The organism is Streptomyces sp. NPDC031418 (assembly GCF_055581605.1).
In genome coordinates this window covers 82,438-100,788 of the sequence record NZ_JBVIJC010000025.1, presented here as the reverse complement: position 1 = coordinate 100,788, position 18,351 = coordinate 82,438, and the positions used below count along the sequence as shown (strand labels likewise).

At 73.1% G+C, this 18,351-nt stretch carries 16 protein-coding genes; 6 read left to right on the top strand and 10 right to left on the bottom strand.

Annotated features, from left to right (window positions below; translation table 11 throughout):
- Nucleotides 1-23: 23 nt before the first annotated feature.
- From ACZ5CZ_RS31390 to ACZ5CZ_RS31375, 4 genes are all read right to left on the bottom strand, one after another.
- Nucleotides 24-968 (bottom strand): aminoglycoside phosphotransferase family protein, encoded by a 945-nt coding sequence (locus tag ACZ5CZ_RS31390; RefSeq protein ID WP_385840654.1) that lies wholly within the window; start codon nt 966-968, stop codon nt 24-26.
- 51 nt (nt 969-1,019) lie between these two features.
- On the bottom strand, nt 1,020-2,147 hold the full coding sequence (locus ACZ5CZ_RS31385) for an aminopeptidase P family protein (protein ID WP_468947701.1): 1,128 nt from the start codon (nt 2,145-2,147) through the stop codon (nt 1,020-1,022).
- Nucleotides 2,148-2,279: 132 nt separating this feature from the next.
- Nucleotides 2,280-2,843, bottom strand: a complete 564-nt coding sequence (locus ACZ5CZ_RS31380; protein ID WP_385840651.1) for a PDZ domain-containing protein — start codon at nt 2,841-2,843, stop codon at nt 2,280-2,282.
- A 151-nt stretch (nt 2,844-2,994) separates the two neighbouring features.
- Nucleotides 2,995-3,861: a LysR family transcriptional regulator gene (locus ACZ5CZ_RS31375; RefSeq protein ID WP_468947698.1), complete on the bottom strand. Its 867-nt coding sequence runs from the start codon at nt 3,859-3,861 to the stop codon at nt 2,995-2,997.
- A gap of 107 nt (nt 3,862-3,968) precedes the next feature.
- Between ACZ5CZ_RS31375 and ACZ5CZ_RS31370 the strand changes: the two genes are divergently transcribed.
- Nucleotides 3,969-4,691: a CTP synthase C-terminal region-related (seleno)protein gene (locus tag ACZ5CZ_RS31370; RefSeq protein ID WP_385840648.1), complete on the top strand. Its 723-nt coding sequence runs from the start codon at nt 3,969-3,971 to the stop codon at nt 4,689-4,691.
- On the opposite strand, the gene phsA is transcribed toward ACZ5CZ_RS31370, so the two are convergent.
- Nucleotides 4,679-6,535, bottom strand: coding sequence for an O-aminophenol oxidase PhsA (phsA, locus tag ACZ5CZ_RS31365; RefSeq protein ID WP_468947744.1), 1,857 nt, complete (start codon nt 6,533-6,535; stop codon nt 4,679-4,681). The genes ACZ5CZ_RS31370 and phsA overlap by 13 nt on opposite strands.
- Nucleotides 6,536-6,760: 225 nt before the next feature.
- On the opposite strand from phsA, the gene ACZ5CZ_RS31360 reads away from it, so the two are divergent.
- On the top strand, nt 6,761-8,299 hold the full coding sequence (locus ACZ5CZ_RS31360; protein WP_468947696.1) for a hypothetical protein: 1,539 nt from the start codon (nt 6,761-6,763) through the stop codon (nt 8,297-8,299).
- Here ACZ5CZ_RS31360 and cyc2 read toward each other — a convergent pair.
- Nucleotides 8,292-10,454: a germacradienol/geosmin synthase Cyc2 gene (gene cyc2, locus ACZ5CZ_RS31355; protein WP_468947694.1), complete on the bottom strand. Its 2,163-nt coding sequence runs from the start codon at nt 10,452-10,454 to the stop codon at nt 8,292-8,294. The genes ACZ5CZ_RS31360 and cyc2 overlap by 8 nt on opposite strands.
- Nucleotides 10,455-10,632: 178 nt before the next feature.
- On the opposite strand from cyc2, the gene ACZ5CZ_RS31350 reads away from it, so the two are divergent.
- Nucleotides 10,633-11,415 (top strand): alpha/beta fold hydrolase, encoded by a 783-nt coding sequence (locus ACZ5CZ_RS31350; protein ID WP_468947692.1) that lies wholly within the window; start codon nt 10,633-10,635, stop codon nt 11,413-11,415.
- Entirely contained in the window at nt 11,412-12,674 is a 1,263-nt protein-coding gene (locus ACZ5CZ_RS31345) for a cytochrome P450 (RefSeq protein WP_468947690.1), read from the top strand. The genes ACZ5CZ_RS31350 and ACZ5CZ_RS31345 overlap by 4 nt, the downstream gene beginning before the upstream one ends.
- Here the strand turns inward: ACZ5CZ_RS31345 and ACZ5CZ_RS31340 are convergent.
- From ACZ5CZ_RS31340 to ACZ5CZ_RS31330, 3 genes are all read right to left on the bottom strand, one after another.
- Nucleotides 12,651-13,850 (bottom strand): damage-control phosphatase ARMT1 family protein, encoded by a 1,200-nt coding sequence (locus ACZ5CZ_RS31340; RefSeq protein WP_468947688.1) that lies wholly within the window; start codon nt 13,848-13,850, stop codon nt 12,651-12,653. The genes ACZ5CZ_RS31345 and ACZ5CZ_RS31340 overlap by 24 nt on opposite strands.
- A 22-nt stretch (nt 13,851-13,872) precedes the next feature.
- Nucleotides 13,873-14,520 (bottom strand): ScbR family autoregulator-binding transcription factor, encoded by a 648-nt coding sequence (locus tag ACZ5CZ_RS31335; protein ID WP_385840640.1) that lies wholly within the window; start codon nt 14,518-14,520, stop codon nt 13,873-13,875.
- A gap of 356 nt (nt 14,521-14,876) precedes the next feature.
- A complete protein-coding gene (locus ACZ5CZ_RS31330) occupies nt 14,877-15,530 on the bottom strand; it encodes a Tat pathway signal sequence domain protein (protein WP_385840639.1) in 654 nt (217 codons plus the stop codon).
- 604 nt (nt 15,531-16,134) lie between these two features.
- Here ACZ5CZ_RS31330 and ACZ5CZ_RS31325 point away from each other — a divergent pair.
- Both ACZ5CZ_RS31325 and ACZ5CZ_RS31320 read left to right on the top strand, forming a co-directional pair.
- On the top strand, nt 16,135-16,833 hold the full coding sequence (locus ACZ5CZ_RS31325) for a DUF6230 family protein (RefSeq protein WP_385840834.1): 699 nt from the start codon (nt 16,135-16,137) through the stop codon (nt 16,831-16,833).
- Between the two features lie 5 nt (nt 16,834-16,838).
- On the top strand, nt 16,839-17,288 hold the full coding sequence (locus tag ACZ5CZ_RS31320; RefSeq protein WP_468947685.1) for a DUF6114 domain-containing protein: 450 nt from the start codon (nt 16,839-16,841) through the stop codon (nt 17,286-17,288).
- 53 nt (nt 17,289-17,341) lie between these two features.
- On the opposite strand, the gene ACZ5CZ_RS31315 is transcribed toward ACZ5CZ_RS31320, so the two are convergent.
- Complete coding sequence (locus ACZ5CZ_RS31315; protein WP_385840636.1) at nt 17,342-18,307, bottom strand: ABC transporter substrate-binding protein; 966 nt, start codon at nt 18,305-18,307, stop codon at nt 17,342-17,344.
- Nucleotides 18,308-18,351 lie beyond the last annotated feature (44 nt).

Here is an 18,351-nt window from a genome sequence, read left to right as displayed (position 1 = left end):
GGGGTCGTCGGGGCAGGGGGCCGTCACGGGTCCGGGGTGTCTTCCTTGAAGTCCGTCACCCGTTCCAGAAGGATCGGCTCCCACGCCCGCCGCAGCTGGGTCCGCAGCAGGGTCGGGGAGCCTCCCGCGCGGCCCTCGATGTGGCCGGTGAGCCGGATGACGGTGTCGCAGCGGGCGAGCCACAGGCCGCGCAGGCAGGGGCGGGCGCCGTACCCGGCGAGGGTCGCGGCGCGGACGGCGGCCGGCGAGCCGACGGCGAGGGCGAGTCCGGCGATGTCCTCGGCGGGGTCGCCCACGGCCGCCCGGGTCCAGTCCAGGATGCCGCGCACCCGGCCATCGGCGCTGACCACCACGTGCTCCCCGGTCAGCCCGTGGTGGGTGAGCACGGCGGTGCCGGGCTGCGCGGCGAGCTGGGCGGCGCCCGCGGGGGTGAGCTGGAGCAGCCGGGCGGCGTCGAACTCGTCGGCCGCGGCGAGCCGTTCCGCCGCGTGCACGGCCATCCGGCGCAGCGCCTCCAGCGAGCGCGGGGCGGTGCGCGGCACGCCGAGCGCCTCGGCCTGGCGTGCGGGCACCGCGCGCAGCCCGGTGAGCAGCCCGGCGAGGTCGGCCTCGCCGAGGGCGGAGACGTCGTGCTCGTCGGCCGTGCCGCCGGGCAGCTTGGTGTCGAGGGTGTAGGCGAGACCGGGCGCCCAGTCGCCGTGCGCGACGCTGGTGGGGACGGCGAGCGGCAGATGCGGGCGGACCAGGTCGCGCAGCCGCAGTTCCCTGCGGCGCAGCGCCGAGGCCTCCCGGTCGGGCGCCAGGCGCAGCACCTGACGGGTGCCGACGTACCAGGTGTAGTCATGGCCCTCGCGGACCGGACGGACGTCGGGTCCCGCGGTGCCGCCCGCCTTGTCGCCGCTGTCCTTGATCAGCGAACGGACCAGTCTGCGGACGGTCTCCGCGGTGGGTGTCGGTGCCTCGGTCATGGTCGGATGTCGCCGTTCCGGGTGTCGTCGAGGGTGTGTCTCCTGGGCCTCTCAGTCCACTATGACCATCTCACGCGTCGTGGTGTTGAAACGGCGGCCGCCGTCCTCCGTGACGGTGACGATGTCCTCGATGCGCACGCCGAAACGGCCGGGCAGATAGATGCCGGGCTCCACGGAGAAGCACATGCCGGGCACAAGGGGCTGCTCCTCGCCCTCGATCATGTACGGCGGCTCGTGCGTGGTGACGCCGATACCGTGCCCGGTGCGGTGGATGAAGTACTCGCCGTACCCCGCGTCGGCGATCACCGCGCGGGCGGCACGGTCGACCTCCTGACAGGCCACGCCCGGCCGTACGGCCAGGAAGCCCGCCTCCTGGGCGGCGCGCACGGTGTCGTGCACCCGGCGTTCCTCCTCGGTGGGCTCGCCGACGTGGACCGTGCGGGTGGTGTCGGAGCCGTAGCCGTCCTTCAGCCCGCCGAAGTCGAGGACGACCATGTCGCCGTGCCGGATGACCCGGTCGCCGACCTCGTGGTGCGGGTTGGCGCCGTTGGGGCCCGAGCCGACGATGGTGAAGTCGACCTGGGAGTGGCCGAAACGGCGCAACAGGTCGGCGAGGTCGCGGCCGATGTCGGACTCGCGGCGGCCGGCGAAGGGAACCTTCCGGATCTCCTCGAACGTTGCATCGGCAGCCGCTCCGGCGGCTGCCAGGAGTTCCAGCTCGGCGGCGTCCTTGACGGCGCGCAGCATGGGCAGGGCGTCGGTGAGGGAGGCGTAGGAGGTGTCGGGCAGCGCCCGTTGCAGGCCGAGCAGGTGCATCGCCCAGGTGTTGTCGCTGATGCCGAACCGGCCGCGGGCGTCGAGGAGCGCGGCGGTGACGGCGTACGGGTCCTTGCCGTCGGTCCAGTCGCGCAGCGCCACCGCGGCGGCGCCGGCCGCCTGCTCGGCGTCGGGCGCCTCCAGGGTGGGCACGACGAGGACGGGGTCACGGCCGGCGGCGAGGACGAGCACGGTGAGCCGTTCGGTGACCGCGGCCGGTGTGTAGCCGGTCAGCCAGACCATGTCCGGGCCGGGTGCCACGAGCAGGCCCGCGAGGCCCGCGTCGGCGGCGGAGCGTGCGGCGCGTTCCATGCGGGCCCGGTAGTCGGCGGCGGTGAAGGGCGCGGGCGCGCTACCGGTCATGACATGCCTCCGGGGGCGGACGGGAGAGACGGGAGAAGCGGGCGGGGATGTCTCTCGGGCAGCATCCTGCCCGGAAGGACAGGGCCCCGCGAGCCGGTCGCACGGCGTCGGGGGGCAGCGCGGCCGGCCCGGTCAGACCACCACTCCCGGCACCACCGTCAACTGCTGGTACCCCCCGCTGCTGTGACGGATGGTGAGCAGCACACCGCTGCCGGGCCGGGCGTGGGCCACCGCGCGGGCGAGGTCGGCCGCGGTGTCGACCCGGACGGCGCCGAACTGGAGCAGGACGTCCCCGCGGACCAGACCGGCGGTGTAACCGGGCCCCGGCACATGGACGCCCACCACCAGCGCCCCGACCTTCCCGGCGTCGACGGCCTCCACGCCCAGGGTCGCCGTGGGCCCTGCCGGGGCGGGGCTCTGGGTGGCGGCGGGGCCGGGTCCGGTCGAGGGGGTGGGCCTCGGTTCCTGGCGTTGCAGCCCGGCGAGTCTGCTCATGCCGATCACAGTGGCGCCGACCGCTCCGATGCCGACCCCGGACAGCACCAGCACGGCGCCGGTGAACAGGCCGAACAGCAGGGTCCGCAGCCGCCGGCCGCGCCGGCGCGCGGCGTGCGGGCGGCGGGCGGGGCCGGGGTTGCCGGGGTCACGCGGGTCCTGTCCGGGCATCGGCTTGGGCCGCAACGCAGTCTGTTCCATGGTTCGCTCGCCTCCGGCTGGTGCCTACCCGGGGCACCGGGCCGCGACAAGACACGAACGAGTGAGACTGGCCGGGGCGTGGCGCAGGGTATCCATCCCCTGGGGGTGCTCGTCGGCCCCGCAGGTGGCCCCCTCCGTTGCCCGCACCCCCTCATGCGCCCGGCACCAGTCTGCTCACGAGCTGGGCCGCCGCTCCCCTCGGGGTTCCGCCGTGGAGGAGTTCCGTGCGGTGGACGAGGCGGGGGTCGGTGAGGGGGACGGCGGTCGTGCCCGGTACGGCCTCGGCGGTCGAGCGGGGCAGCAGGACCAGACCGTGGCCGGCGGCCGCGAGGGCGGTGAGGGTGCGCAGGTCGGTGCCCTCGTAGCGCAGGGCGCGGCGGAAGGCGCCGCCGCCGGTGGCGGCGCGCGCTTGCGGGAGCGGCAGGGCGGCGTCGGGCGCGTCGAGCCAGCGGGCGTCGCTCAGGTCGGCGAGGCGCAGACCGGGGCGGCCGGCGAGGGGGTGGGCGGCGGGCAGCAGGACGCTCACGGGCTCCTCGGCGACGCCGTGGCTGCTCAGCGGTGCCACATCGGACAGCCGCAGCGGATCGCTCGGCGCGGCCAGCCCGTCGACGAGGCCGAGATCGGCGGTGCCGGTCGCGACGGCGGCCGGGATCTCCTGGCGGGTGAGCACGCGCAGGGTGACGCCGGAGGGCGGCAGCGCGGCGAGGAGGGCGGCACCGAGGGCGGTGGGCGTGGTGGCGAGGGTGAGGCCATGGGCGGGCGCGGCGGCCATGCGGGAGACATCGGCGCGGGCCGCGTCCAGGCGCAGCAGCAAGGGACCCGCGTGCTCCAGCAGCCGCTCCCCGGCCGCCGTGGGCGTGACCGGACGCCGGGTCAGCAGGGCCGCGCCCAGATCCTGTTCGAGCGCGGCGATGTGCTGGGAGACCGCCGACTGGGTGTAGCCCAGCTCGCGGGCGGCCGCGGAGAAGGAGGCGAGGCGCGCCACGGTGACGTACGTGCGCAGCAGATGGGGGTCCATGCGGCTCAGGATCCCACTGTGCGGGGCCTGCACCATCAGCTCTGCTTATCGACAGTGCATGAATCATCGTTGGACGTGAACGAGAGGCCGAGCCGAGGATGGGGCACATGACGAACACCGCCACCGTCGCCCTCGTCGGCGATCGCTCCCCGAACGTCGTCTCGCACACGCGTGTGCCGCTCCTGCTGGAGGCGCTGGCCGCGCGGGACCGGCTGGTCCTGGACGCCTACTGGATCCCGTCCGAGGACGCCGAGGCCGACGGAGCCGTGCGCGGTTTCGACGCGGTGTGGGTGCTGCCGGGCAGCCCGTACCGCAGCGAGGCGGGCGTCCTCGCGGCCGTACGGACCGCGCGCGAGGAGGGCATTCCGTTCCTCGGCACGTGCGGCGGCTTCCAGCACGCGCTGCTGGAGTACGCGCGGAACGTGTGCGGGCTGAGCGGGGCCGCGCACGCGGAGAACGACCCGGGCGCCGAGGATCCGCTCATCGAGCCGCTGGCCTGCTCGCTGGTCGGGCACGAGGCCGCGGTGGTCATCGAGCCGGGCTCGCTGGCCGAGTCCGTGATCGGCTCGGCGCGCACGGTCGAGCGGTACTTCTGCGCGTACGGGCCCTCTCACCGCCTCGACCCGCTCCGCGCCCATGGTCTGCGCTTCTCCGGGCATGACGAGGACGGCCGGGTCCGGGTCGCCGAACTGCCCGGTCACCCGTTCTTCCTGGCGTCGCTGTTCCAGCCGGAGCTGGCCGGCGACGGCTCGCGCCCGCACCCGATCGTCCGGGCGCTGGCGCGGGCCGCCGTCGAGCACGCGGCGTCGCGGCGCGCTCAGCCCGTGTGACCCTCGCCGTGGCCGCCGTGACCGCCGTGCGCCGCGTCGTGGCTGAACTTCATGGCCTCGGCCGGCATGACGACGAAGGGCCGCATCATGCCCTCGTCCTCGTGCTCCAGCAGATGGCAGTGGTACATGAACCGGCCGTACGCGCCGTCGAAGCGGCCCATGACCCGCAGCAGCTGGCTGCCGGGCACCCGGAAGACGTCCTTGTAGCCCCACTCGTTGGGGGCGAGCGGGATCACCCGCCCGGTGTCGTACCGGATCGGGGTGCGGGTGCCGCCGACCGCCGGGTCGAAGCCGGACACGTCGTAGGCGTCCCGGCCGAGCAGCTGGAAGTCGGCCAGGTGGATGTGCATGGGATGCACGATCGGCGCCAGGTTGAGGAAGCTCCACTGCTCGTAGCCGCCCTCGGGGACGGTGAAGCCGAGACCGTCGTTGAACGTCCGTGCGATGCGCCGGTAGGTCTTCGTGGTGCCGTCGGGTCCGGTGACCTGGACGATGCCGTCGGCCGGGAGGGTTAGTCCGGCGACGTCCTCGACCTCGGCCATCTCCCAGATCTCCGGGTGGCCGCCGCTGCCCCTGGTGGGCGGCGGGGTCAGCAGGATCAGGCGGTGACCGTGCGGGAGGTCGTGGGTGAGGCGGCGGAAGGAGCCGGAGAGGACCGCGGGCAGCTCGAAGGTGTCCTCCTCGCAGGCGTCCCGGACCCGGAACTCCAGGACGTCGGGGTGGCGTACGTCCCCGGCCGGGTCGGGCACCCCGGCCGGCTGGTTGCGGCCCTTGTTCACCAGCCGGAGCGTCCGGCCGGCCAGCGCGCGGAAGTCGACCAGGAGGTCGAACCGCTCGGCCGGGGCCGCGGTCAGGGTGGGCAGGTCCGCGTCGAAGTCGACGGGCACCGGGCGCGGCAGCAGCCCGCCGTCGCTGCCGATCTGGTGCACGAGGCCGGGCACCGGCTCACCGTCCTCGTCGATCAGCACGAGGTCGTAGATGCGCGCGTTGGAGGCGTTGAGCAGCCGGAAGCGGTACCAGGCCGCGTCCACGTCGGCGTACGGCCAGATGCGGCCGTTGACCGTGGTGTACGGGCCGGTGAAGGGCAGCGTGACCGGCTTGCCGGTCTCCGGGTTGCTCTGCTGGACGATGACCGTCTTGTGCAGCAGCCGGCCGTTGAGGCGGCCGTCCTCGTCGGTGTCGAGGTTGCGGTCGGCGATGATCAGCGGGATCTCCCGCTCGCCCGAGGGCAGGTGGAGGGCGTCCTCCTCGTCGTCACGGAGGAGGTAGGTGCCGAACAGGCCGGACATCACGTTCCACCGGGTGATGTTCATGGCGTGGTCGTGGTACCACCACTGCACCGCCTGGTGGTCGTTCGGGTACTCGGAGAGCTGGGCGTCGCCGTGGCCGACGGCGTTGTCCGCCCAGCCGTCGTTGCCGCCGCCGGTCTGGGCGCCGTGCAGATGGGTCACCGTCCAGGCGGGCAGCGCGGCGACGTCCTTGTCCGGCTCGACGCCCTCGCGGCCGGGCTCGGTGGAGGCGGGCGGGGTGCCGGGCGCGCGGGCGGGCACCTGGACCGCGGTGACCGGGTACTCGGACTCCTTCGGTATGCGGTTGGTCCAGGCGATCCGGACGCGCTGGCCGCGCCGCACCTCGACGGTCGGGCCGGGCACATGGCCCTCGTACCCCCACATCAGGGTCGGCGGCAGCTGCGGGTGCAGCCGCACCCAGGTCGGACGCTGGGCGATCTCGGTCTCGTGCCGGACGTCCCCGACGGCCGGGCGCAGGACGGGCGGGACGGTCAGCGGCGCGAGGTACGGCGTCAGTTCGGCCGTGACCGACGGCTGTTCCGCCCCCTCCGGCACCTGTTCCGGACGCTGTCCGGCGGCTTCGACGGTTCCCGCGATGAGGTCGGTCAAGATGAACACCCCCGTGTGTTCCGTGGTGGTTCCCCCTATGTCCCGCAAGACTTCCGGCGGGCCGACGGCGTTCCCTGAATGCCCCGTTCCGCACGCGAACGTCCGGAAACAGTCGGTCCGGGCAGGCCGGGCCGGGCGGCGTTGTCAGTGGGCGCTGTTACGTTCTGTGACATGAGCGATCGTCTTCTGCGGCAGCTGCGCCGGCACCGGCACCTCGCCGAACTGGCCGCCTTCCCCTTCGGCTTCGACCTGGACCGGGCCGCCCGCGGCCATGTCGAGCCCGTCCGCCTGGCCTCGGGCGGCCCGCTGGAGGTGCTCGCGGGTGACGACACCGGAGGCACCTTCTTCCGCTGCCCCGACGGGTCCGTGCTGTACGCCGACTCGGAGGGCGGCGCCGGGATCGTCGGGGCGAGCGTGGACGAGGCGCTGGAGATCCTGATCGGCCTGCCCGGCTGGCCGGATCACCTCGATCTGTCACCGGCGGACGGCGCGGAGACGATCCTCGCGCGCGTGGCGGAGACGGAGGAGGAGCTGCGCGAGTGCTACGGCATCGACGCCGAGCGGGCCGAGCTGCGCGCGGCGCTCGGGCTGCCGGAGCGCTCCCCGGTGGAGCTGGTCGGCATGCTGCACGCGGCCCTGCTGCGCACCGAACCGGAGCATGTGCTGCTCAACGCCGAGGAGGGGCGGGCCTACCGGCTGCTCGACGGCCATCCCCGTCCGCCGCTGTGGGAGCGGGTGCTGGCCGAGGGACGGGCCGGACTCGCCCGGCTGCGCGCCGGGGACACGTCCGTGGCCGGCGATCCGGTGCGGCGCCGACTGGTGCTGCGGGCCGCGCAGTTCGACCGCGCGGACGGCGATCTGCCCCTGCTGCGGCTGCTGCTGCGCCGGGAGGCGGAGTCGTCCATGACGGACGAACTGCGGCTCGCGGCCGTCCTGGTGGGACTGCACGGCGATCCGGCGGACCTGCCGCTGCTGCACGAGGTGCGGGAGACGGACTTCGACACCTGGTGCGGCCTCGGCGGGATACCGGAGCCGGAAGCCGGCGGGGCCGCGCTGCGCCGCTGGGCCGAGGGGCTGGACGCGTCCCTGTTCGGCGCCGACCCGGCCGACGAGCCGGAGTCGACCTGGACCGACCTGGCCGCCGCGCAGGGGCTCACCGAGCCGGCCCGGGTGGCGCTGATCCGGCGGCTGGACGCCATCGAGATGGACCAGAGCCTGCTGCGCCGGCCCGGCGACCCCACCGCGCTCGACCCGTCCCCGCTCGCCGCCCTGGCCTTCGACTTCGAGCACCTCGGCGACCTGGACCAGGCGCTGCGCGCCCAGCGGCTGTACGCCGCGCTGCGGGACAGCGCCTGGGACCGGGTGTCGGCCCTGCACGACCAGGCCCGGCTGGAGCGGGCGACGGGCCGGCTCGTCCCGGCCGCGCGGTCGCTGGCCAGGCTGCGGGAGATCCTCACCGCCCCGGGTGACGACTCGCTCGGGTACTGGCGGGAGGTGAACCTCGGCCGGTATCTCGCCCAGGAGCACTACGCGCTCGTCCGCGCCCTGGCCGACGCGGACCTCCTTGCGGAGGCGCGTGCGGCCTTGGCGGGCGGCGGGGCGATACGCGCCGAGTTGCGCGGGGCGGCCCGGGCGGGGCTGGACGAGACCGCGGCGGAGGCGGCGGAGCACATCGCCGCGGCCGAACGGCGGACCGCGGAGGTCAGCTGACGAGCTGGAGGGGTGGTGCCGGCGTGTGGCCGGGCAGGAAGCCATGGGCCCGGCGGCCCAGCCACTCGGCCTTGTAGCGGTCCACCTTCCGGTGCCAGTTGAGAATCCCGGCCAGCCAGTTCTGGAGGTCCAGGACATAGGCGTCCATCGCCGCGCGCGCCCCCGCCGACAGTTCGAAGTCGTCGCAGAGCACGGGCAGTTCGTGCGCGATGACATGCTCGAACTGCTGCATGCGCTGGGTGGTCAGGTCATGGACGACCCGGAGCGCGGTCGGATAGTCCATGCCGAAGAAGTTCTGTACGACGAGGACGGCGTTGTGCAGCTCGCCCTCGTACTCGATCTCCTTCTGGTAGGAGAAGATGTCGTTGAGGAGGCACGCGTAGTCGATGGCGGCGTTCTCCAGGGAGCGCACCGGGCCGCTGCGGTAGACCTCCGGCGGGAGGGCGGGGCCCTGGCCCATCCGGCACAGGCTCAGGGTGAGGTCGGAGCCGAAGGTGGAGCGGCGCATCTCCAGGTAGTCGACCGGGTCGGGGACGCGGTTCTGCATCTGGTTGGACAGCTCCCAGACCCAGCTCTCGGTCATCGTGTCCACGGATGCCTTGACGGTGCGCCGCTGCTCGGCGGTCATCCTGGCCGTCGTCCGGGCCCACAGGTCGATCAGCCCGCGCTCCATGGCGTTGGCGGGCACCAGGGCCGGCTCGCCCTCGACGGGCATGCACTGGGAGAGCCGGGCCGTGGTCAGCCGGGCGGCGGCCAGGTCCCGGCGGTGGCCGTAGACGAGCGGGTAGTAGTCGTCGCCGTAGGTGCCCCAGGCGAGCCACTGGGCGCTGAGGTCGAGGGCCTCGGGGGTGGCGTCCGGGTCCAGGCCGGCGGAGCACAGGGCGAGGTCGTAGGCGGCGAGCTTGTCCTCGTCCCAGACGCCTTCCTGGAGGATGCCCATCCGGTGCGACCAGGTGACGAGGTTGCTCCGGGCGCTGTCCAGGTGCGCGCTCAGCTGGAGCGGGTACGGCATGCGGAACTCCGGCAGCACGGACGGGCCGACCTTCTGGTACGGCACGTGCGCGTAGGCGCGCAGGCGTTCCTGGGCGGCCGAGGCGAGCAGTGCGCCGATGTCGGCCGCGGAGGTGCCGGGCCCGCTCGGGAGCTGCCACGGCGAGCGGGAGCGTGCGCCCTTGTTCATGTAGCGGCTGGAGCGCATGTGCCACTCGTGGCCGCCGGACTGCCAGTCCTGGAGCCCCTTGGTGTAGGCGGCGACCGCGGCGACGTCGACGGGCGTGAGGCCCTTCTCCAGGGCGACGGCGGGGACCTCGGTGAGCGCGGTGTGCTCGAACTGGTGCAGCCGGGAGGTGAGGATGTCGTTGACCGTGTCGGCGGCCTCCTGGGTGGTGCAGCCGAAGAACTTCTCCAGCACGAGGACGCCGTTGCTGTTCTCGCCCTCGTCCTCGACCTCGCGCTGGTAGGAGAACAGGTCGTTGCGCAGATGGACGGCGTCGGAGAAGGTCTCCATCAGCACGCGCAGCGGCCGGGTCCCGGCGACGGCCGCGGGCACCTCGGCGGTCGCGTACTCCACGAGCCCCGCCGACCAGGGCGCGCCGCCCACCTTGCGGCGCATCTCGATGTACTCGACGGGGTTGGCGATCCGCCCCTCGTTGATGTTGGACAGCTCCCACATCGACTCGTTGAGCAGGTGCTCGGTGGCGACGGCGAAGCGGCGGCGCCAGTCCGCCGACATCGAGGGCACCGTGCGCTCCCACAGGTCCTTCAGGCCCGCCTCGACCGGGTTCGCGGGCTCGGGCACCTCGGTCGCGAGGTCGAGCGGCATGAACAGCGGCAGGCGGTCCAGGTGGGCCTTGCCCGCGGCGCGGTCCTGGGTGCGCTTGAACATGTCCAGGAAGTGGTCGTCGAAGAAGAACACCCACACATACCAGTCGGTGATCAGCGAGAGGGCGGGTCCGTCGCAGTCGGGGTGGGTGTAGGCGCACAGGAGCCCGTAGTCGTGCGCCTCCAGGTCGGCCTGGTCCCAGATTCCGGAGCCTTCCAGCATGCCCATCTCGCGTGCCCACGCGGTGGAGTGGGCACGGGCCTCGTCGAGGTGCGGGTTGAGCCGCGCGGGATACGGCATGTAGAAGTGCGGGAGTTCGAACGGCTGCGTCATGGCCGGGGCCCTACCCGTGCCCTCCGAGGCCCATCCACCGGGAGGCACATGATCACACCATCGCGTGAAGTGTCGTCGAAACACCGATGCTCCCGCGCACCGGTGTGCACGCGGGCGCCGGGCGACGCGTTGTGCCGGTGCCCTTGCCGCGGCCGTGCGGGGACGTCACGGTAGGCCCATGACCTCCTTCGTACTGCCTCATGAGGTGCACGGCGACGGCGCCCACAAGGTGTTCGCGGTGCACGGCTGGTTCGCCGACCGGTCCGCCTACGCGACCGTCCTGCCGGACCTGGACCGTACGGCCTTCAGCTACGCGCTGGTGGATCTGCGCGGCTACGGCGAGGCCCGCGACGCCGGTGGCGCGTACACGACCGCCGAGGCGGCCGGGGACCTGCTGGTGCTGGCCGACCGGCTCGGCTGGGCGCGGTTCTCGGTGATCGGGCACTCCATGGGCGGCGCGGTCGCACAGCGGCTGCTGGCGCTCGCCCCGCACCGGCTGCGCCGGATCGTCGGGGTCTCCCCCGTGCCCGCCTCGGGCATGCCGCTGGACGGCGAGCAGGGCGCCCTGTTCACGGAGGCGGCGCACAGGGCGGAGAACCGCAGGGCGATCATCGACATCACCACCGGGGGCCGCCGTCCGGCCGCCTGGCTGGACCGGATGACCGCGCGCTCGCTGGAACGCAGTGACGCCACGGCGTTCCGGGCCTGGCTGGACTCCTGGGCGGGCGAGGACTTCCACACGGAGGTCAAGGGCAGCGAGGTGCCGGCGCTGGCAGTCGCGGGCGAGCAGGATCCGGCGCTGTCGGCCGAGGTCATGACGCAGACCTGGATGGCCTGGTATCCGCGGGCGCGGCTCGTCAGCCTCCCGGGGGCCGGGCACTACGCCATGGACGAGACCCCGCTGGAGCTGGTCCGCACGGTCGAGGACTTCCTGCGCGCGGACGGGGACGCACCGGCGTGAGCGTGCGCGCGACGCCGTCGGTCCCCGATGTCTTCGACCCGCGCCGCTATGCGGCCGGGGTGCCCTACGACGACTACCGCGTGCTGCGCGACCACCACCCGGTGGCCTGGCAGGAGGAGCACGAGGTGCTGGGCTGGCCGGCCGGACCGGGTTTCTGGGCGGTGACCCGGCACGCGGACGTGGTCCGGGTGCTCAAGGACGCGGCGACGTTCTCCTCGTACCTCGGCGCGACGCAGATCCGGGATCCGGAGCCGGCGGACCTGCCGTTCGTCCGGCGCATGATGCTCAATCAGGACCCGCCCGCCCACGGGCGGCTGCGCAGGGTGGTGAGCCGGGCGTTCACCCCGGGGCGCGTGGACCGGTTCGCTCAGGCCGCCCGGGAGCGGGCGCGCGGTCTGCTCGCCGGGGCGCTCGCGGCGGCGCGGGCGGGCGACGGCACCCTCGACCTGGTCGGCTCCGTCACGGACGAGTACGCGCTGCTCAACCTGGCGGATCTGCTGGGGGTGCCGGAAAGCGACCGGGGCCTGCTGCTGCACTGGACCCGGCGGGTCATCGGCTACCAGGATCCGGACGAGGCCGGGCCGCAGGTGCGGGACGCGGCGGGCCGCCCGGTCAATCCCCGCTCCCCGGCGCTGCTGGCGGACATGTTCGGCTACGCCCGCCGGCTGGCCGCGTACCGGAGACGGTGTCCCGCCGACGACATCCTGACCACCCTCGCCCACGACCCGGATCTCGACGACGCCGGCCTGGAGATGTTCTTCTTCCTGCTCACGGTCGCGGGCAACGACACCGTGCGCAGCGCGGCCCCCGGCGGCCTGGCGCAGCTCGCCGCGCACCCGGAGGCGTACGAGCGGCTGCGCACCGGGAAGGCGGAACCGGGCCCGGCGGTGGAGGAGTTGCTGCGGCTGCATCCGCCGGTGCTGACCTTCCGGCGGACGGCCGCCCGGGACACCGAACTGGCCGGCCGGCGGATCCGGGCGGGTGACAAGGTCGTGGTGTTCCATGCCTCGGCCAACCGCGACGAGCGGGTGTTCGCCGACCCCGACCGGCTGGATCTGGCCCGCTCGCCCAATCCGCATGTGTCCTTCGGCGACGGCCCGCATGTCTGCCTCGGCGCCCACTTCGCCCGGTTGCAGCTGCGGATCCTCTACGAGGAGGTGCTGAGCGCCCTGCCCGAGCTGCGGCTCGCCGGGCCGCCGGTGCGGCTGGTGTCGAACTTCATCAACGGCCTCAAGTCACTGCCGGCGCGGGCCGCGTGAGGCGTTGACCTGGATGAGGGCGTGGGTGCCCGCGGTGCGCCAGCGCTGTCCCTCCGCCGCCACCAGGGCCGTCTCGGTGGCGGCGGTCAGGCCGGTGATCACGTCCGACTTCAGGGTACGCAGCGCCGCGACCGGGCCGGGGAACCAGGCGGTCGCCTCCTGGAAGGACGTGGTCGGCGGCCACCACCGGTCGCCCACCAGGCGCCGGTAGTTGAGGTCGCCCTTGAAGAGGGTGAGCGCGGCGGCGGCGAACTCGGCGCGCAGGTCGTCGGGCATGTCGGCGTACGGCAGGGGGGCGCACGAGAAGGGGTGCGCGCGCACGGTCAGCCGGCCGTCGGCCAGCGCCGACCAGAGCACCCCGCCGTATCCGGCGGCCGCGCCGCCCGCCGCGCGCAGCCGGTGCAGGGCGTCGACCACGTCGGCGGTCGTGGCGTCGGAGACGTAGTAGGGGTACGGCTTGACGTGCAGCACGGCGCGGGCGGCCCGGCCCTCGGTGAGCAGATGGGCGATGAGCAGCAGGTCGGGGACGAGTTCACGGCCCGCGTTGTCGGCGACCAGGACCAGGGTGCCCGTGCCGCCGGGCGGCAGCAGCCGCCACAGGGTGTCGCTGTCGTCGGCGACCAGCGCGGGCACCGGCTCGCCGGCCTCGGCGCCCGCGGCGGAGAGCCGGAAGCCGAGGTCGGCGCGGTTGCCCCAGAGCGAGCCGTGCAGCAGGGCGTGCGCGCGCTCGGCCGCGGGCCGCTCGTGCAGCTCGTCCAGGGCAGCCAGTTCCGCGTCGGTCTCCGGGGCGTCCAGTTCGGCGCGTTTGAAGGGACGGAAGGGGTCGATGCCCTGCCAGGCGCCGGGCCCGAACCAGCCGACGGCGTCCAGCAGCCGGCGGTAGAAGTAGCTCTCGGCCCACAGCCACGGCACCTCGTACCAGGACCGCCCGGTGTGCTCGGCCAGGCCCCAGGCGTGCCACCGGTCGCGGTCCGGCGCGTCGCCGGGCAGCGGCTCCACCGTGCCCTCGGTGCAGCTCTTCAGCAGCTCGTCCAGGGCCCGGTGCTGCCCGGGGCCGTACGGGAAGGCGTCCCGCACCTGCCGGATGATCGCGGGGTGCCGCTCGGCCAGCACGCTGTGCGGGAACGAGCCGGGTTCGTTGCCGAGGATCACGGGTGCGAACGGGGTGTCGGGCATGTCGGTCACCGTATCGCGGCGGTCAGGCGGTCCTGGTCTCCCGCTCCAGCTGCGTGGCGAGGGTGACATAGCGGGGGCGGCGGTGCACCGGGACCAGGCTCCGGATCAGCAGGTGCCACATCTCGGCGATCCGGCGCGGAAGCCGTCCCACCGGTTCGAGGGAACGTCCGGCGACACGGGTGCCGATGAAGAAGCAGACGAGGGAGTGGGCGACGACGCCGACATCGAGGTCGCTGTGCACGTCGGCCTCTCGGATGGCTCCGCTGAACTTGCGGGTGGCGAACTCCAGCGCCTCGGTGAAGGGGTGCCGCAGCGGCGGCCGTACGGCGACGTCCGCGGTGGCCAGCCGGAGTCCGGCGCGCGGCACCGGGTCCTCCACGGCGAGCCGGGCGACGCCGAACGTGCAGCGCATGAGGGCCTCCAGCGAGGAGTAGCCGCGGCTCTCGACGTCGGCCACGACCGCTTGCGCGGACTTGAACTGGAGTTCCAGGATGGCGTGGGCGAGGTCCTCCTTGGCGGCGAAGTGGAAGTACAGCGCACCCTTGGTGACCTTCGCGTGTGCGACGATGTCACTCAGACTGGTGGACTCGTAGCCGTGCCGGTCGAACAGATCGGCGGCGGCCGTGATGATCGTCGACCGGGTCTGCTCAGCGCGTAACTGCCTCGCCATCGGTGGACCCCTCCTCGCGGCTCGGACGAACAGGACATGCGGTTTGTTTTAGCCCCTTGCACACGATAACTCACCGAATGCCAGCGGGAATCCCCGGATTGATCGCCACGATACGAGGCCGACGGCCGGCTCCTCAACGGGGCCGCGCGCGGGAGCAAAACAGCCGATTCGGTCTGTGACCGGCCCCGGGACCGGAAAGCCGTGCGACAGGGCGGGCGGCACGGGGAACTCCGCACACGGAAGGAACGGGGAACTCCGCACACGAAGGAGCCGCCGGCGACGGCACTCCGTGACGGAGGCCACGCGCGGCGGCTCGGGATCCTCGGTACCGGCCTCGAAGTCGGCCGGGTCCGGGGTCAGTTGACGAAGACCTTGGCTCCGTTGTCGGTGACGGGGGCGTACTTGGCGGTGAAGTAGCCGCTGGAGAAGCAGAGCGAGGAGCCGGACACCTTGGTGAACTGCTGGTTGGTGAAGGCGATGCTGTTGTCGGTGTTGTCGGCCTTTCCGGTCAGGGCGGGGGCCTGGTAGACGCAGGTGACGGTGCCCAGCAGGGTGGTCAGCTTGACCGTGGTCTGGATGGTGGAGCCACTGGCGGGCGAGACGGTGAGGGTGCCGTCGGAGGCGACCGTCGCCGAGTAGGGCAGGTTGTTGACGGTGATGCCGCTGACCCCGAGCACCCCGGCGACGTTGCTGGTGCAGCTGCCGCTGTCGAAGGTGTGCGCGACGACCGACTCGGTGGCCGTGCCGGGCGCGGTGGGGTTGCCGGTGACCTTGGCGGTGAACTGCGAGGACTTGCAGCTGACCCCGCTGGTGCCGGTCGCGCTGGAGTAGAGGGTGGCGGAGGTGCCGGAGGCCAGGGGCGCGGTGAGGGTGTCGCCCACGGCGGCCGCGGTGCCGCCGGCGCCGCCGGTGGTGAGGACGGCGCCGCCGTCGGCGGAGGCGGGACCGGCCGTCGCGAGGGCGAGCGCGGTGGCCGTACCGGCGAGGGCGAGGAGGGTACGTGTGCGCATGCGGGTGCCTCTTTCCAGGAGTGGGGGGACGGTGGGGTGAGGTGGGGGGTGGGCGTGCGGGCGCGGCCGGAGGCGGGGGGTTGACCTGCGGCCGCACCCGGACAGGACAGGGCCGGGCACGGAGAAGGAGGAGAAGAGACCGTGCCGAAGCCAAGCCGGGGGTGAGCCGGCGGACGCGGCGGCCGTCGGGATGAGCGGTCGCCGAATCGCCGTACGGGCGGAAGCGGTTGCCGTGCGTGCCGGGAAGCGGGGCTCGCGGCCTTGCCGCCGCCCCTGCTGCCGCTCGGTGGATCCGGCGCCACGGATCCGCGGAAACACCGGAAGTTGTAGACCTGATGAACCATCAACGTCAAGGCTCGAAAGGGCAGTTGATGAGGACGGGAAGCGGTGCGCGCATGTCCGACACCGTTTTTTCACATCTCCCTTGACCCCCCGAAGTAACCGGCGGTAACTTCCTGGAAGCTACCGCCGCGTAACGAGAAAGCCCTTGCACCCGCCGGGAGTGCGAGGAGGCGTCCGCGGCGGCCGCTGTCCGCGCCAGGACACGCGCCACTGGAGCCCAACCCGCATCCGATCCACTTGATCCATGCCCATGGGAGCAGACATGGCCTCGTCCCCGGACGTCCCGTCCACCGGCAACACCCCCGACAACCCGGACAGCGGTTCCCCGTCCGCAAGCCCGAGCGCCACCGAGACCGCCGCGGGCGGCGAGAGACGGGGACGGGTCCGGGCCCGCAGGGCCGCGGTGATGGCGGTGCCCGCCACCCTGGTCGCCGCCGGCCTCGCGGTGCTCACCGCGCAGGGCGCGCTCGGTGTGCAGTTCGCGATCTCCGGCATGCCGTTCACCGTCACCGCCACCGACCTGAACGGCACCGGGTTCGAGCAGTACGGCGGGCTGGACAACATGGCGGACGGCAGCCCGAACGCCGGGGACTCCGGCGGCCAGGTGCTCATCGTCACCTCGGCGATCAGGAACGCCACGCTGGACCACCTGTGCCAGAGCGTCGACCTCGGCGGCACCAACCTGCTGATCACCGCGGGCAGCGGCGCACAGAAGGTGCAGGCGAGCGATCTCACCACCGACTCCACCGAGTTGTCGGGCAACGCGGAGTTCAACAACATCGAGATCGGCAACGACGCCAGCACGCTGACGAAGGCCGGCAAGAAGGGCCCGATCGGCGTGTTCAGCCAGCAGGCCGACACCGTGCACATCGGCAATCTGCGCCAGACGAACTACGCCACGACCGCCGGTGTGTTCAAGCTGCCGGGCCTCAAGCTCCGCTTCAGCGACTCGGGTTGCTGAGCACCGTGCCGGAGCGTCCACGCCGGGGAGCGCGGCTCGCCTTCCGCGGCTGGCGGGCCCGCCGGCCGTTCTGGGGCGGGCTGCTGCTCGCCCTGGGCGGCGGGGAGATCCTGCTGACCGAGAAGGCCTCGCTGAAGGTCGTCATGCACATCGGGATGCAGGGCCTGGCCGGCTATCTGCTGCCCGCCCTGATGCTGCTGCTGGGTCTGCTGATCCTCTTCAACCCCGCACAGCGGCTCTTCTACTCCGTCACCGGCATCCTGCTGTCCCTGGGCACCTGGCTCACCTCCAACCTGGGCGGCTTCTTCATCGGCCTGCTGCTGGGCGCGACCGGCAGCTGCCTCGCCTTCGGCTGGCTGCCCGACCAGGAACCGCGCGTCGGCCGCCGGGAACGCCGCAGGCGGGCCCGGGCCGCGGCGCAGGCGGCGCAGGCGGCACAGGCCGAGGGCGCGTGAGGGGAGGCTGACCCCCTCACGCGCGCGACCGCCGGCCGCCGGTGACGGGTGGTTCAGCCGAGGCCGGCGGAGCCCAGCCACGCCCGGGCCACGTCCAGCGGGTCCTTCTTCTGGGCCTGCACCTGGGTGTCCAGGTCCCGCAGGGTCGCGGTGTCCAGCTTGGCCGAGACCGCGTTGAGCGCTGCCACGCCCTTCTGCGGCAGCGCGCCCTTGCGCACGAGCGGCTGGATGTTCTCGAACCCGAAGAGGTTCTGCGGGTCCTGGAGGACGACGAACTTCTCCTTGGAGATGGTCGGATCGGTGGTGAAGATGTCCGCGACCTGCACGGTGTTGCGTTGCAGCGCCGCCTGGGTGAGCGGGCCGCCCGCGTCCAGCGCCCGGAAGGACCTGAACTCCAGCCCGTAGACCGACTTCAGGCCGACCAGGCCCTGCCGCCGGGCCTGGAACTCCGGCGAGGCGCCGATGACCAGGTCCTTCGCCAGGGGCTTCAGATCGGCGATGGAGGACTTCCCGGTGAGGCCGTACTTCCGCGCGGTGGCCGCGTTGACCGTCACCGAGTCCTTGTTCTGCGCGGCGGACGGCTCCAGCAGGGTGAGCCCCGCGTCCAGCTTCGCCTCGATGGCCGAGGTCGTGGCCGCGGTGGTCTTCGGCGCGGCCTTGGGGTCCAGGTAGGCGAGCAGTGCGCCGTTGTACTCGGGCAGCACCTGCACCGAGCCGTTCTTGAGCAGCCCGTAGGTGGTCTCACGGCTGCCGATGTTGGGCTTGTAGGTGACCTTGATCCCCTTGGCCTTGAGCGCCTCCCCGTAGAGGTCGGCGAGCAGGGTGCTCTCGGGGAAGTTGTTGGAGCCGACGACGACCGTGCCGGCGCTCGCCTTGCCGCCGCCGTCCGACAGGGGGTCGCGGGAGCTGCCGCTGTGGGAGGAACAGCCCGCCAGCAGGGCTGTCGCCGCCGCGAGGACGACCGCCGCCGCGCCCCGACTCCGCCGGATGGGCCTGCTGTTCTGGGGTGTTGAAGTCACCCGCCGATCCAACCCAGGTCGTTCTCGGTCAGTCAAGGGCGTCG

Bases quoted from the DNA above. Each gene is read 5' to 3' on its own strand.
- ACZ5CZ_RS31390 (WP_385840654.1), bottom strand. From the start codon at position 968: ATGACCGAGGCACCGACACCCACCGCGGAGACCGTCCGCAGACTGGTC.
- ACZ5CZ_RS31385 (WP_468947701.1), bottom strand. From the start codon at position 2,147: ATGACCGGTAGCGCGCCCGCGCCCTTCACCGCCGCCGACTACCGGGCC.
- ACZ5CZ_RS31380 (WP_385840651.1), bottom strand. From the start codon at position 2,843: ATGGAACAGACTGCGTTGCGGCCCAAGCCGATGCCCGGACAGGACCCG.
- ACZ5CZ_RS31375 (WP_468947698.1), bottom strand. From the start codon at position 3,861: ATGGACCCCCATCTGCTGCGCACGTACGTCACCGTGGCGCGCCTCGCC.
- ACZ5CZ_RS31370 (WP_385840648.1), top strand. From the start codon at position 3,969: ATGACGAACACCGCCACCGTCGCCCTCGTCGGCGATCGCTCCCCGAAC.
- ACZ5CZ_RS31360 (WP_468947696.1), top strand. From the start codon at position 6,761: ATGAGCGATCGTCTTCTGCGGCAGCTGCGCCGGCACCGGCACCTCGCC.
- cyc2 (WP_468947694.1), bottom strand. From the start codon at position 10,454: ATGACGCAGCCGTTCGAACTCCCGCACTTCTACATGCCGTATCCCGCG.
- ACZ5CZ_RS31350 (WP_468947692.1), top strand. From the start codon at position 10,633: ATGACCTCCTTCGTACTGCCTCATGAGGTGCACGGCGACGGCGCCCAC.
- ACZ5CZ_RS31340 (WP_468947688.1), bottom strand. From the start codon at position 13,850: ATGCCCGACACCCCGTTCGCACCCGTGATCCTCGGCAACGAACCCGGC.
- ACZ5CZ_RS31335 (WP_385840640.1), bottom strand. From the start codon at position 14,520: ATGGCGAGGCAGTTACGCGCTGAGCAGACCCGGTCGACGATCATCACG.
- ACZ5CZ_RS31330 (WP_385840639.1), bottom strand. From the start codon at position 15,530: ATGCGCACACGTACCCTCCTCGCCCTCGCCGGTACGGCCACCGCGCTC.
- ACZ5CZ_RS31325 (WP_385840834.1), top strand. From the start codon at position 16,135: ATGGCCTCGTCCCCGGACGTCCCGTCCACCGGCAACACCCCCGACAAC.